11 protein-coding genes are annotated in these 14,427 nt (G+C 38.5%); 4 read left to right on the top strand and 7 right to left on the bottom strand.

Annotated elements, in window-relative coordinates; translation table 11 throughout:
* The first annotated feature begins 998 nt into the window (after positions 1-998).
* From metF to gldH, 4 genes are all read left to right on the top strand, one after another.
* Positions 999-1,952: a methylenetetrahydrofolate reductase [NAD(P)H] gene (metF, locus tag BQ5338_RS00395; protein WP_071144852.1), complete on the top strand. Its 954-nt coding sequence runs from the start codon at positions 999-1,001 to the stop codon at positions 1,950-1,952.
* Positions 1,953-1,955: 3 nt separating this feature from the next.
* A complete protein-coding gene (locus BQ5338_RS00390; RefSeq protein ID WP_071144851.1) occupies positions 1,956-3,080 on the top strand; it encodes a DNA polymerase III subunit in 1,125 nt (374 codons plus the stop codon).
* A gap of 64 nt (positions 3,081-3,144) precedes the next feature.
* Entirely contained in the window at positions 3,145-4,473 is a 1,329-nt protein-coding gene (ricT, locus tag BQ5338_RS00385; RefSeq protein WP_071144861.1) for a PSP1 domain-containing protein, read from the top strand.
* A complete protein-coding gene (gene gldH, locus BQ5338_RS00380; RefSeq protein WP_071144850.1) occupies positions 4,451-4,918 on the top strand; it encodes a gliding motility lipoprotein GldH in 468 nt (155 codons plus the stop codon). Before ricT ends, gldH begins: the two co-directional genes overlap by 23 nt.
* A gap of 2 nt (positions 4,919-4,920) precedes the next feature.
* Here the strand turns inward: gldH and rodA are convergent, their stop codons facing one another.
* The 7 genes from rodA to BQ5338_RS00345 all read right to left on the bottom strand — a co-directional run bounded on the left by rodA (position 4,921) and on the right by BQ5338_RS00345 (position 14,425).
* A complete protein-coding gene (gene rodA / locus BQ5338_RS00375; RefSeq protein WP_071144849.1) occupies positions 4,921-6,375 on the bottom strand; it encodes a rod shape-determining protein RodA in 1,455 nt (484 codons plus the stop codon).
* Positions 6,359-8,221, bottom strand: coding sequence for a penicillin-binding protein 2 (gene mrdA, locus BQ5338_RS00370; protein ID WP_071144848.1), 1,863 nt, complete (start codon positions 8,219-8,221; stop codon positions 6,359-6,361). Before mrdA ends, rodA begins: the two co-directional genes overlap by 17 nt.
* A 1-nt stretch (position 8,222) precedes the next feature.
* Complete coding sequence (gene mreD / locus BQ5338_RS00365) at positions 8,223-8,720, bottom strand: rod shape-determining protein MreD (protein WP_071144847.1); 498 nt, start codon at positions 8,718-8,720, stop codon at positions 8,223-8,225.
* Positions 8,720-9,562: a rod shape-determining protein MreC gene (mreC, locus tag BQ5338_RS00360; protein ID WP_071144846.1), complete on the bottom strand. Its 843-nt coding sequence runs from the start codon at positions 9,560-9,562 to the stop codon at positions 8,720-8,722. The genes mreD and mreC overlap by 1 nt, the downstream gene beginning before the upstream one ends.
* Before the next feature lie 116 nt (positions 9,563-9,678).
* Positions 9,679-10,701, bottom strand: coding sequence for a rod shape-determining protein (locus BQ5338_RS00355; protein ID WP_071144845.1), 1,023 nt, complete (start codon positions 10,699-10,701; stop codon positions 9,679-9,681).
* A gap of 15 nt (positions 10,702-10,716) precedes the next feature.
* Complete coding sequence (purH, locus tag BQ5338_RS00350; protein ID WP_071144844.1) at positions 10,717-12,240, bottom strand: bifunctional phosphoribosylaminoimidazolecarboxamide formyltransferase/IMP cyclohydrolase; 1,524 nt, start codon at positions 12,238-12,240, stop codon at positions 10,717-10,719.
* 151 nt (positions 12,241-12,391) lie between these two features.
* Complete coding sequence (locus BQ5338_RS00345) at positions 12,392-14,425, bottom strand: M13 family metallopeptidase (protein ID WP_071144843.1); 2,034 nt, start codon at positions 14,423-14,425, stop codon at positions 12,392-12,394.
* Between the last annotated feature and the right edge of the window lie 2 nt (positions 14,426-14,427).

Below are 14,427 nucleotides of genomic sequence, written 5' to 3'. Positions count from 1 at the left end.
AGTTATCAAGAGAAAGGATGAAGCAGAGGGATTATCCCATAAGATTTCTATTCTATACTATAGATAGATAGTAGGAAGTTGGTAAAATAAAGCAGGGAAGGACAAGTTCAGAAGATTCAGGTACTATAAAACTTTTGGTTTACATACTAGAAAACAAAGAGTATCAATGAATGAAAACGATTGGTTTTCTAGTGATAAAACAGTTGGTATATCACGAGGAAACTACAGTTTCATCACTAGGAAACGAAATCGTTATATACAAAGAGAAAATAAGCATGCAAGCGGAAAGGCCACCAGAAGGTTAGCTTCTCTTTCTAGTGGGTAAGTGGTGGCAAAGGAGGGCTCTTTGATGTTTTAGACCAGCTATATATAAGATGAAACAAAGGAAAAGAGGAAAAATCAAGTAAGATAAGACCGAAACGTGATAGTAAATACCCGAAAGTGATAGCAATACAGGAAAAAACGTGGTAGACATTTTATATATCACACACAGAGAAAGACTCTCCGCAATGTGTTTCAGAGCATTTCGTGAGAGACGCGAGAGTGGAACGTCTTTTTTCAGCATGGGAAGAGAGAAAAGAGCTGAATCGATTAAGTGAGAATCGCAGAACATCTTATAGAGCATAGCTATACATCTAAACGCACATTACATTATAAGTTATTGCCATCACATCTATTCTTAATATCAAGAAAGGCTCTGATGAATGAACTTAATGAAAAGGCTGCCAAAGCTTAACGGATTAACGTAAAGAAGTAACACGGTAAGATATCGAAGAGAGCAAAATAAAAGATAAAAGAAGATACCATAAACGTAAAAAGAGAAAAGTATCTTTAATTATGCCTATCATGAGACCTTTTAAAACTCCTATTTAATGATGACCATAAAGCGCAGTGGCACTATAGAAAAAGAAAAAGGATAAATGATTTATCGGCTTTTTTTTATACTTTTGTCACAATATACATTTCGATAAAGAAATAAAATCGAGAAAAGATGAACAATGAAAGTAATTGATTTAATAAACGCCAACAAAAAAACAGCTTTTTCTTTCGAAATACTTCCTCCTCTTAAGGGAACGGGGATTGAAAAGTTATATAACACAATAGATACTTTACGTGAATATGACCCTAAATATATCAATATAACAACTCATCGCAGTGAATATACATATAAAGATTTAGGAAATGGTCTATTCCAGAGAGACCAGTTACGTAGAAGACCAGGAACTGTTGCCGTAGCAGCCGCCATCCAAAATAAATATAATATCAGAGCAGTACCCCATATATTATGTAGCGGGTTTACCCGAGAAGAGACAGAGTACGTTCTACTCGACCTACAATTTTTGGGTATCACTGATTTATTGGTACTTAGGGGAGATAAAGCCAAACACGAGTCGGTGTTCACACCAGAAGGAAACGGGTATTTTCATGCTATTGATTTACAAGAACAAATCAATAAATTCAATAATGGAATTTTTATTGATGGTTCTAAAATAAAAACCGTTGGCACCTCCTTCTCTTATGGAGTGGCATGCTACCCCGAAAAACACGAAGAGTCGCCAAACATAGATTCAGATATCTATTGGCTGAAGAAAAAAGTAGAAGCAGGCGCCGAATATGCTGTAACACAGTTATTCTACGACAATACAAAGTATTTTTCCTTTGTAGATAAGGCACGTAAAGCGGGGATTAGCGTACCCATCATTCCGGGTATCAAACCATTCAAAAAAACAGCGCAACTAAGCATGATCCCAAAAACTTTCAAAGTAGACTTACCCGAAGCATTAACACAAGAAGTGCTTAAATGTAAAAACGACGAGCAAGTACAACAGGTCGGTATAGAATGGTGCATAGCACAGTGCAAAGAATTAATGAATTATGGAGTACCCAGCATTCATTTTTATACGATATCTGCCGTAGACAGTATTAAAGAAGTTGCTAAAACAATATATTAAGTTATGTTTTTCAGGGATGTCATTGGACAAGATATAGCCAAGAAGAGACTCATTCAGGAAGTAAATGAAGGACGCATCCCGCATGCGCAAATTATTTGCGGAGCCGAAGGAGTGGGAAAATTACCTCTGGCATTGGCGTATGCCCGCTACATCAGCTGCAACAATCGCGGGTCCGAGGATGCTTGTGGCGTTTGTCCATCATGTGTCAAATTCAACAAATTGGTGCATCCTGACTTACATTTCATGTTTCCTATTATAAAAAATGCCAAAACGAAAAAAGAAGTTTGCGATGATTATATAGCAGAATGGCGACGGTTTGTGATTAACTCACCCTACTTTAATCTGAATCATTGGCTAAATGAGATACAAGCAGAAAATTCTCAAGCACTGATTTATGCAAAAGAGAGTGATGAGATTCTTCGAAAACTTAGTTTGAAATCAAGCGAAGGTGGATTTAAGATATCCATTATTTGGCTTCCCGAGAGAATGCACCAGGTATGTGCCAACAAACTTCTAAAATTGCTAGAAGAGCCACCTGAGAAAACAATTTTTCTGCTAGTTTCTGAAAATTCGGAAATGATATTACCAACAATATTAAGCCGTACCCAACGCTTAAACATCCCCAAAATAGATGCTGAGTGTATTGCAAATACACTACAGCAAAAATATGGAATACAAGAATTAGACAGTTATTCTATAGCTCATACAGCCAGCGGTAATTTCATAAAAGCACTTGAAGCAATACATTTAGATGAAGAAAAACAATTATTCTTCGACCTGTTCGTTAGTCTCATGAGGCTTTCCTATCAGAGAAAGATCAGAGAGATGAAATTGTGGAGTGAGCAAGTTGCAGCAATGGGTAGAGAGAAACAGAGAAATCTCTTAGAATATTGCCAACTAATGATTAGAGAAAACTTCATCTTTAATCTAAAACAAAAAGAACTCACGTATATGACTGCAAACGAAGAAAATTTCGCCAGCAGATTCTCTCCTTTCGTCAACGAAAGAAATATAATAGGTATAATGAACGAATTGAGCATAGCTCAACAGCATATAGAACAAAACGTGAATGCTAAAATGGTTTTTTTTGATTTCTCGCTGAAAATGATTGTTCTACTAAAGCAATAAGTAAAGGAATTCATTATTGAAGAAGCAAGAAGAAAAAGCTGTTATAACTAAAAAAAAGAAAACAATGGAATATAAACAACAAAACGGAAGCGGAAAACTTTGTTGCAAAGGTTGCTCCCGACAAGATAAAAAGCTCAATACTTACGACTGGCTAGCGGACATTCCGAACAATGCCGAGGAAAGCGACATGGTAGAAATACAATTCAAAAACACCCGTAAAGGATACTACAAAAACAGCAATAAAATCAAACTTGAAAAAGGGGATGTAGTTGCAGTGGAATCCTCACCCGGACATGATATTGGTGTTGTAACACTCACGGGCCGTCTCGTTCCTTTGCAAATGAGCAAAGCCAATTATAAACCTGAAGCTGAAGTAAAACGTATTTATCGTAAAGCCAAAACGGTAGATATGGATAAATACAATGAAGCAAAAGCAAAAGAGCACGCGACGATGATTCGCGCTCGACAAATAGCAGCCAATCTGGAGCTCAATATGAAGATTGGTGATGTGGAATACCAAGGAGATGGCAACAAAGCGATCTTTTACTACATTGCAGATGAGCGCGTAGATTTTCGTCAGCTAATTAAAGTGCTTGCTGAAGCTTTCAGAGTCCGTATTGAAATGAAACAAATAGGTGCTCGGCAAGAGGCTGGACGAATTGGGGGGATAGGACCTTGTGGACGAGAACTTTGTTGTGCCACTTGGATGACGACCTTTGTATCTGTATCAACTAGTGCCGCAAGACATCAGGATATTTCGCTCAACCCACAAAAATTAGCAGGGCAATGCGCTAAGTTAAAATGCTGCCTAAACTACGAAGTAGATTCCTATGTAGAAGCTCAAAAACGCCTACCATCAAGAGAGATCGAGTTGGAAATCAAAGACGGAAGTTTCTATTTCTTTAAAGCCGACATTTTGACTAATCATATAACTTATTCAACCGATAGAAATTTCCCAGCTAATCTCGTTACAATTACCGCTACACGAGCATTCGATATTATTGGTCTCAACCGTAAAGGAATAAAGCCCGATACTCTAGCTGAAGTGGAAGAGAAAGTTGAGCCAAAGAAATCGATTGATCTATTGGATCAAGAAAGCCTTACCCGCTTTGATAAACGCCGCGGAAATGGCATAAATGAGATTCCAAGTAACAATGGGCCTCATAACAAAAAGAAGAAAAAAATAAGCCGCCCACAAATCAATATTAGCGAAAGATCTACCAGTCCACAGGCTCAGACAGGTAGCCAGCCGCAGTCTAGCGATGAGCGGCAACGTCCCCGCCATAACGACAGACCTCAAAGAAACAGCAATCGCGATCAGCAATCACGGAATATAGACAATAATGAACGCCGAGAAAGGCCTAACAAAAATGAGAAACCTAATCAAGAATAACCTCTATATTATAGCACTCTTGTTATTCTTTACTAGTTGTGATAATAAGACAGTGTATCATTCTTTCCTGCATATACCAGAAACTGGTTGGCAAAAGAAGGATACACTGTCCTTCAATATTGAGATAAAAGACTCAATGACATATGTGCATCTATCAGCAGAAGTACGTAACCTAAGCAACTATCCTTACAAAAATACTTTTCTCTCTATCAGCCATAATTTACAAGATTCTACAACATGGAAAACGGATACGCTAGAACTCTCTCTTGCTGACAATGAAGGGAAATGGTTAGGAAAGGGTTGGGGAAATCTATATCAAACATCTCTCCTTATTGGAACTGTACTGGTTGTTCATCCCGGAAAATACTCCGTTCGAATTTCTCACGAAATGAAAGATAATGCACTATTAGGGATCAACGATGTAGGAGTACTAGTAGAAAAATAATCTTATCTGTGGCTTCGTCCGGCATCAATCCTTATAAAGATGAACAGTAAAAGAGTAAATCCCCATAAAGAAGAACCTCCATAGCTAAAAAAGGGCAGCGGAATACCAATAACAGGAGTAAGTCCCAATACCATCCCTATATTTATAAATAAATGAAATAGGAATACACTAACCACTGAATAGCCATAAACCCTTCCAAAAGTGGAATGCTGCCTCTCAGACAAGCTGATTAGTCTCAATATTAAGATCAAAAACAACAATAAAACAAAGGATGAACCCAGAAAGCCTTGTTCTTCACCTATTGTACAAAATATAAAGTCAGTATCTTGTTCAGGTACATATTTTAATTTAGTTTGAGTGCCATTAAGAAATCCTTTGCCGGTAAGCCCCCCCGATCCGATAGCGATCTTCGATTGATTGACATTATAGCCTGCACCAGCCAAGTCTTCTTCCATTCCTAAAACTACTTTTATACGTATTTGCTGATGAGTTTCAAGCACATTATCAAAGACATAATCACTCGAATACAAAAAGCCAATAGATCCCAACGCAAATAGAGCTATAAAAAGATAAGATCGTTGACGTTGGCTTAAGGACAAGAAGACTAAATAGCCAACAACAATTGCACACAATCCCCACTGAACCCAAAGCAAATTAAAAGGTATGAGATAATTGGATATGAAAAAAGATAGAAGTATCACAATCAAACTTCCACCAATGATATTCCGAGCTGGAGCCCATTTTTTCAGATAAATCCACACCATACTCCCTGCAAAAAGCAATACCATCGACAAGACGGAAAACTCTCCTATGGGAGTAGGAGTATTTCCTACATATTGTTGATCAAAACGTATTCCCACAATAAAATAAACAACAGCGCATACACCTGAAAACAGAACAACACCCGGCATTCCTTCACGATATAACACAAAGAAGAAAGCAAGGTAGACCAATGCAGATCCAGTTTCCTTTTGAAGTATAATTAACCCCATAGGAAGTAATATAATTGACACTAAACCTACAGCAAACTTACCTCTATTCATGTTAAATGAATAGGAGTTCATGAATTTGGCCAGAGCCAAAGCAGTCGCAAATTTAGCAAATTCTGCAGGTTGCAGACTTACAGGTCCAAGCTGAAGCCACGATCTAGAACCTTTCACATCGGGAGCAATGAAGATAGTTACAACCAATAAGAGTATCATACCTATATATATAAAGTATGAAAACATATCAAATAATTTATCTTCGAGCATGAGCAAAACAAATCCTAGCCCAAACGAACATACAATCCAAACCAGTTGCTTACCTGCGCGAGTAGAAAAATCAAAAAAATCTCTATCCCCATAATCATAGCTAGCACCGCATACACTAAACCATCCACAAATAATAAGAAGTAAGTATACACCGATTGTAACCCAATCTACTGCTTTCCAAAGACTATTATTTCTGGATATCATATTCGATTAAATTTGTGTTACTAATTTCATCAATACGAGGAGCTCGTTCCGGAGCGACAGAACCATTAATATACTTCTCCATCAACAGAGCTGCAATAGGTACTGCCCAAGTTGCACCGAATCCTGCATTCTCAACATAGACAGACAACGCTATCTTTGGGTTATTCATTGGAGCAAATCCCATAAATATAGAGTGATCTTTTCCTCGATTCTGAGCTGTACCTGTTTTTCCGCAAATTTCGATACCCGGTAAGTTTGCACCCCGACAAGTTCCGCCATAAGGAGTTCCCACCACTGCACCTCTCATCCCTTCAACAACAAGATCGTAGTATTTTGAGTCAATAGTAGTGTAGCGTGGGTATCTGTAAGTACTATCTAACAAATTATCTTTTATCCTTTTTACAATATGTGGAGTAATAAAGTGCCCCCTATTTGCTATCGTAGCAGCAAGGTTTGCCATTTGAACCGGAGTTAATAAAACTTCACCCTGACCTATCGCTGTATGAATCATCCTCAATCCACCCCAACGGCCATGACCGTAGATTTTATCATAAAACTCAGCATTAGGTATTAAACCTCGTTTTTCACCAGGTAAATCAACTCCAAGTTTATAACCAAACCCCATAGATACCATATGGTCTTTCCATACAGTTAACGCTTTAGCAGATGAACCAAACTTCTTATTGTCAATCATGCGATATAAACCCCAGCAGAAGTAAGAATTACAAGATGTTGAGATCGCTGATGAAAAAGAGATCGGCGATGGATGCGAGTGACATCCAACTCGTAGTCCGGGAATAACGAACCCATTATAACAAGGGAATTGAGTGTCCTTATCCACTATTTTCTCTTGAAGAAAGATTAACCCTTGAGCCGTTTTAAATGTAGATCCCGGAGGATAAGCCGCCATTAGAGGACGATTGAATAAGGGTTTTAAGGAACTCTTTTCAAGTTCATGATGATTTTTACCACGCTGTCTACCCACCATTACGGTAGGGTCATAAGAAGGTGCAGAAACAAAACAAAGAATTTCACCCGTCTTGGGGTCGATAGCAACAATACTACCCATTTTCCCTTTCATCAATTTCTCCGCAAGCATTTGGAGATCAATATCAAGGCCCAGAGTAAGATCCTTGCCAGGAACGGGCTTCTTATCAAGTGCTCCATTCATATAGTGGCCTTGAATACGTCCATGAGCGTCTCTCAAGAGGATTTCTACCCCTTTTTCACCACGAAGATATTTTTCATACGACTTTTCAACGCCTTGTTTTCCAATATAGTCCCCTCTCACATAATAATCATCTGCCTCGATATCTTTCATTGATACTTCACCAATATCACCAAGAGCATGAGCCGCTGAACTATATGAGTATTGCCGTATAGTGCGTCGCTGAATATAAAAACCAGGAAACTTAAACAATTTTTCCTGGAAGACGCCACATTCTTCTACCGAAAGCTGCGTCATAAACAGTTGATGTGTATACTTAGAATACCCTGGATTTACCCTTCTGTCCTTCATGTCTATCATCTTCTTTAGAAAATATGAACGAGTAATATTTAATGTTTGACAGAGATCAAGTGTATCCAAATGTTCTATTTCTTTGGGAACAATGGTAATATCATAGGCCGGCTGATTGAAAACTAAGAGTTTCCCGTTGCGATCATAGATAGCCCCACGAGAAGGATACTGCGTTTTGTTTAAAAAAGCGTTACTATCCGCATTCTTTTTATAGTCATCAGTCATTATCTGAAGCACAAAAAGGCGCAAAAGATAAATTAGCACCAACACTACCGCTATGCCTCCAATAATAAATTTCCGTTTTTCTAAAGTGTAATCTTTAGCCATCCTATTTTTTTATTCCTTCAAAAGCCATAATACATGTAACAGTCAATATCGTACTAAAAATCATTCGGAGTAATAGAGCCGACACACTCGTGAATGAAAAGAATTCGATGGTCAATAAAACCATGTGGTGAACGAAGACACACGCAATCAGATACTTAAGGAATGGAGAGTTTCCCATACTTTTGAATGAAGGCGCAGTGTTCTCCAAACCATCTCGTGGAGCAAACAAACGCAGAAACAGTGGCCGAACAAAAGCCAATAACACTGCAGCAGCAGTGTTCATGCCTGGTGTATTAGAAAAGATATCAATCACAAGGCCTAAAAAAAAGCCCCACAACATTAGCTCATTTCGAGAAACACCTGATTCAAACTTAAGAATAAAATAAACATATAAAAAAGGTGTTGCATATCCTCCGATATGAACATTATTAAGTATTAGTACTTGAAGAAGTACTAACCCCAAAAACCAGAAAATTTTGTGGATATAACTCGTCAACATTACTTAACACTCCTTCCTTCTAATCCTCTCTGTTCCTCACGCCCTAAAGCAGAAATAACTCTCACATCACCAATCCTTCCAAAGTTTGTAGCCAACCTTACTTTCAATAAATAAGATAACCCGTCATTAGAATCAGACATATCATCTACAGTACCAACCATAATCCCCTCCGGAAAAACATCAGAATACCCACTAGTAATAATCGTGTCACCTAAATTAAATTCCGCATGCCGAGGCAAATCTCTCAAATAAGCATATCTCGAATCACCATGTTCCCATTTCAAATTGCCAAAATATTCACTACCTTTGATTTTACAGCTAATACTTGACTTAGAGTTTAAAATAGAAATAACGACTGAATATTTTGTTGAAGTCAAATATACGATACCCACTACTCCACCGCCACCTACAACTCCCATGTCAGGACGAATACCATCAGAAGAGCCTTTGTCCAGAGTAATATAATTATCAATCTGGTTTAAACTATTGTTTATCACATGAGCCTTAAATATCTTATCACTGTCATTCAATATACTTCCAATGCGACCAATCTCTAATGAATCAACCTGATTTGCTTTCAATGCATTTCTTAAAGACGTAACTTCCCTCTCCAAGGATATGTTACGATCTAGTAAATCTTGATTCGCCGATTTCAAATTAAAATAAGAAGAGATACCTCCAGATACTTCATAAACCTTACCCGCAACAACATTTGCTGAAGTAAAATATACGCTTTGCTGATAGTGATTAAAGCGGAACAACAACACGAAACTAGCAGCCTCTAATAAAACAAAGAGAAACCAGTAGTTATATTTTATGAGAAAATTTAGTAAATTTCGCATAATTCTTCTAACATATCAAGAACCAATATACAAATCTGCCAACGTGCCAATGGCTGGATTAATCCTCAGTCATCAGCACATTGGCATAATTATTTCAACTGACAAGTTACAAAATCTTATCTCATCAAGAACGAGAAACGGTCCACATTCTTTAACGCAACACCTGTTCCTTTAGCCACAGCATGAAGAGGATCTTCAGCAATATGAAAAGGGATATTGATTTTATCAGTAAGGCGCTTGTCTAACCCACGGAGCAAAGCGCCCCCTCCGGCCAGATAAATCCCATTATGCACAATATCTGCGTACAGTTCAGGAGGAGTATTTTCTAAGGCACTTAAAATAGCCGTTTCAACTTTTGAAATTGACTTTTCAAGACAATGAGCCACTTCTTGATAACAAACAGGAACCTCCATCGGTAATGCCGTGATTCTATTAGGACCATGAACAATATAATCTTCAGGAGCATTATCACCTAGTTCCGTTAAAGCCGCACCAACATTAATTTTGATACGTTCAGCCATGCGCTCACCCACTTTCACATTGTGTTGACGGCTCATATACTCTTGTATATCAGTTGTCAGATCATCACCTGCTATACGAATAGAATTGTTGGAAACAATTCCACCTAAAGATATTACTGCAATTTCAGTAGAACCTCCACCTATATCAACAATCATATTCCCTTCAGGAGCTTCAACATCAATACCGATGCCTATAGCTGCCGCCATTGGTTCAAAAATAAGATAAACATCACGTCCACCGGCATGCTCAGCAGAGTCACGGACAGCACGAAGTTCAACCTCAGTACTTCCTGATGGAACACCAATGACCATCCGAAGTGAAGGTGAAAACAAGTGGTTACCCGTATTTACCATTTTTATCAAGCCACGCATCATTTGCTCGCAAGCATAGAAGTCAGCAATCACTCCATCGCGTAACGGACGGATAGTACGTATATTTTCGTGAGTTTTTTCGTGCATTAATTTAGCCTTTTCGCCAACAGCAATCATCTTATCTGTACGACGGTCAAGCGCTACTACCGAGGGCTCATCCACTACAATCTTACCATTAGTGATAATGATCGTATTGGCAGTACCAAGGTCCATTGCAATTTCTTGTGTGAAAGAGAATAATCCCATAATAATTCCAGTTTATTAATGTTTAAAGTGACGGATACCTGTAGTAACCATTGCTACACCATGTTCATTGCAATAATCAAATGATAATTGGTCCTTCACAGAACCACCAGGTTGAATAACAGCAGTAATCCCTTCTTTATCGGCTATTTCCACGCAGTCAGGAAAGGGGAAGAAAGCATCAGATGCCATCACTGCCCCTTGAAGATCAAAGCCAAATAGCTTAGCCTTATCTATAGCTTGCTTCAATGCATCTACACGAGAAGTCTGCCCTACTCCACTCGCTAAAAGTTGTCTGCCTTTAGCCAACACTATTGAATTCGACTTGCTATTCTTAACAATTTTATTAGCGAATAGCATATCTGTCACTTCATCTTGTGTTGGAGCTTTATGAGTCACTGTTTTCAGATCAGCAGTTGTTTCAATGTTCAGGTCTTTTTCTTGAACTAAAACGCCATTTAGCAAAGAACGGAATTGTTTCTTTTGCAATTTAGTTTCTTTACGAACAAGAATAATACGATTTTTCTTTTGCCCTAAAATTTCAAGAGCATCTACATCATAATCCGGAGCTATAATTACCTCAAAAAATATTTTATTAATTTCTTCAGCAGCCTCTTTATCAATCACGGCATTGGTTATCAACACACCTCCATAAGCAGATACCGGATCACCGGCAAGTGCATCTTTCCACGCTTCTAGCACAGTAGAGCGAGAAGCCAAACCGCATGCATTATTATGTTTCAAGACAGCAAAAGTCACATCTTCAAATTCATCTATCAATTCAACTGCAGCATTGATGTCAAGCAGGTTATTATAAGAAATCTCCTTGCCATGAATTTGATCGAAGACAGCGTCAAGATCCCCATAAAAGTAACCTTTTTGATGAGGGTTTTCACCATAACGAAGCATCTTTTGATCATTTGCAGAACAGCGAAAAGCCGAACCTTCCTCTTCATCAAAGTAGTTAAAGATAGCTGAATCATAGTGAGAAGATACCGCAAATGCTTCCTTAGCCATCCAGCGACGTTCTTCAAGAGAAGAATTAGCACCATGTTCTACAAGCATGTCTAGCAAAGGTTTGTATTGCAATTGAGAAGCAACAATAACCACATCATTATAGTTTTTAGCAGCCGCACGAATAAGAGAGATACCGCCAATATCAATTTTTTCAATCACCGAGGCGTCATCCGCTCCCGAAGCAACAGTAGCCTCGAAAGGATATAAATCGACAATAACAAGATCAATCTCAGGTATTTGATATTCTTCAATCTGCTGTTTATCTTGTTCCAAATCACGACGACAAAGAATGCCTCCAAAAATCTTAGGATGCAATGTCTTTACCCTTCCACCCAAAATCGATGGATACAGTGTTAAATCTTCTACCGCCTTGCATGGAAATCCCAATGATTCAATAAACTGGCGAGTTCCACCCGTAGAAAGAAATTCAACTCCATCTTCGTGGAGCTTGGTTATGATCTCATCTAACCCTTCTTTATGATAAACCGACACAAGTGCGGTTTTAATCCTCTTTAATCCAGACATTTAACTGCGTATTAAGTATTTGACGTGCAAAGTTACAAAATAAACTTTTATCACGCATTATAAACAAGGTGTGAATTAATACTAAAAAAGCGTCGGTCTACAAGGAGCTGACCGACGCTTTCATCATTTAGCTATATTTCACATTAAAATATTACCATATAGACACTCGTTTTTCGACAGGAAGGAATAAAGGATCTTTCTCTGTAATGCCGAATGCATCGTACCAAGCGGCAATCTGAGGTAAGGCTCCATCAACACGCCATTGCCCTAATGAGTGTGGATCAATTTTAGTTAAGCGAAGGATCTCTTCCGGTCTGATATTACCAGCCCAAACATTTGCATAAGCTAAGAAGAAACGTTGTTCAGGTGTAAATCCATTTTCCTTCTTTAGAGGAGCACTTGCAGTAATGTGCTCAAATGCTTGATAGGATACCTGTAAGCCACCATGGTCTGCAATGTTTTCGCCCAAAGTAAACTTGCCATTTGCATGCACGCCCGGAGCTACTTGAATGCTATCAAAGAAATTGGCCATCACAGCACTACGAGCCTCGAAGTTCTTAGCATCTGCTGCAGTCCACCAATCTTTCAAATTACCATCTTTATCATACTGACGTCCTTGATCATCAAATCCGTGAGTCATTTCATGCCCGATAACAACCCCAATAGCACCATAATTAAATGCATCGTCAGCTTTCATATCAAAGAAAGGATATTGCAAAATTCCTGCGGGAAAACAAATTTCATTTGTAGTCGGATTATAATAAGCATTAACAGTTTGAGGGGTCATCAACCACTCATCCTTATCAACAGGCTTTCCTGCTTTTGCAATCATCACAGCATGTTCCCATTCGTTTGCTCTTTCTATATTTGCCCAATAAGAATCATTTTTTATTTCAAGAGAAGAATAATCTTTCCACTTGTCCGGATAGCCTATTTTCACGTGAAAAGCATCAAGTTTCTCAAGCGCTTTTTTCTTAGTAACATCGCTCATCCAGCTCAATCCTTTAATGCGCTCTCCCAAAGAAGTTTGCAAGTTCTTCACCAAAGCCACCATACGTTCTTTAGCAGCTGCTGGGAAATATTTCTCTACATACATCTGCCCCACAGCTTCACCCAAGGAGCCATTGATGGTATTTACACCACGTTTCCAACGAGGTTGTTGCTCTTGCTTTCCCGACATGGTTTTACCATAAAAGTCGAAATTTTGTTCTGCTAAAGCATCATTCAAATATGATGCAGAAGAATTAATCAGATTCCATTGTAAATAAGCGATCTGATCATCCAAAGCAACAGAATTGATAATCTCATTCACCTCTTTCATAGCGTTCGGCTGTCCGACGCTAAGCTCTTTCACATTATTCAAGCCAACCGTAGACAATAATTTATCCCAAGCAAAAGGGGCAAATTCCTTCTTAAGTTCTTCCATCGACTTTTTATTATAGTTCGCATGTGGATCACGCAACTCTACTTGAGAGCGAGATGATTTAGCCAGACGTGTCTCGATATTCATAACTGCTTTCACTGCCTTTTGAGATGCAGCTTCATTGTATCCCGCAAGTTGAAACATCTTAGCTACATGAACTTCGTACTTATCACGAATTTCTTTCGTTTTAGCATCGCTTTCTAAATAATAGTCACGTTCACCCATGCCAAGTCCTCCTTGGTAAGTATGGACCATATTCATAGAGCTATTCATATCATCGGCACCTACATACAAATTAAAATAGGGAGATATTCCTTTCTTCTGCATTTCGGCAATCATCGGATATATCTCCGCTTTATCCTTTAAAGATGCAATTTTTTCTAGTTCAGCTTTTATCGGCAGGATTCCATCTTTGTTTAGTCTTACACTATCAAGAGCCATATTGTATAAGTCTCCGATTTTCTGCGCAACACTACCCACGTCATGTTTTTGCTTTGCCAGCCCTTCAATTAGTTCACGTAATTGCTTACGATTATTCTCTGCGAGCATATTAAATGAGCCAAAACGTGAATATTCTTTTGTAAGTGGATGATTCTTCATCCACCCGCCATTGGCAAAATGATAAAAACTGGTACCCGGAAGGGCAGTTGTGTCAAGGTTAGCAAGGTCAATGCCAGACGTTAGCGTGGCTTCTTTATTGCTGCTGCATCCTGTAGTCATAAGGCATAATGCAATAATTGGTAAATAATTTTTTGCTTTCATTT

It is taken from the genome of Bacteroides ihuae (assembly GCF_900104585.1).
Taxonomy (GTDB): domain Bacteria; phylum Bacteroidota; class Bacteroidia; order Bacteroidales; family Bacteroidaceae; genus Bacteroides; species Bacteroides ihuae.
Note: the sequence above shows the minus strand (reverse complement) of the source record. Positions and strands in the feature narration are given on the sequence as shown.

What these genes read in the sequence shown, in the direction of transcription:
- mreC (WP_071144846.1), bottom strand. Translation starts at nt 9,562, where the DNA reads ATGCGAAATTTACTAAATTTTCTCATAAAATATAACTACTGGTTTCTC.
- BQ5338_RS00390 (WP_071144851.1), top strand. Translation starts at nt 1,956, where the DNA reads ATGTTTTTCAGGGATGTCATTGGACAAGATATAGCCAAGAAGAGACTC.
- mreD (WP_071144847.1), bottom strand. Translation starts at nt 8,720, where the DNA reads ATGTTGACGAGTTATATCCACAAAATTTTCTGGTTTTTGGGGTTAGTA.
- gldH (WP_071144850.1), top strand. Translation starts at nt 4,451, where the DNA reads ATGAGAAACCTAATCAAGAATAACCTCTATATTATAGCACTCTTGTTA.
- metF (WP_071144852.1), top strand. Translation starts at nt 999, where the DNA reads ATGAAAGTAATTGATTTAATAAACGCCAACAAAAAAACAGCTTTTTCT.
- purH (WP_071144844.1), bottom strand. Translation starts at nt 12,240, where the DNA reads ATGTCTGGATTAAAGAGGATTAAAACCGCACTTGTGTCGGTTTATCAT.
- BQ5338_RS00355 (WP_071144845.1), bottom strand. Translation starts at nt 10,701, where the DNA reads ATGGGATTATTCTCTTTCACACAAGAAATTGCAATGGACCTTGGTACT.
- rodA (WP_071144849.1), bottom strand. Translation starts at nt 6,375, where the DNA reads ATGATATCCAGAAATAATAGTCTTTGGAAAGCAGTAGATTGGGTTACA.
- BQ5338_RS00345 (WP_071144843.1), bottom strand. Translation starts at nt 14,425, where the DNA reads ATGAAAGCAAAAAATTATTTACCAATTATTGCATTATGCCTTATGACT.
- ricT (WP_071144861.1), top strand. Translation starts at nt 3,145, where the DNA reads ATGGAATATAAACAACAAAACGGAAGCGGAAAACTTTGTTGCAAAGGT.
- mrdA (WP_071144848.1), bottom strand. Translation starts at nt 8,221, where the DNA reads ATGGCTAAAGATTACACTTTAGAAAAACGGAAATTTATTATTGGAGGC.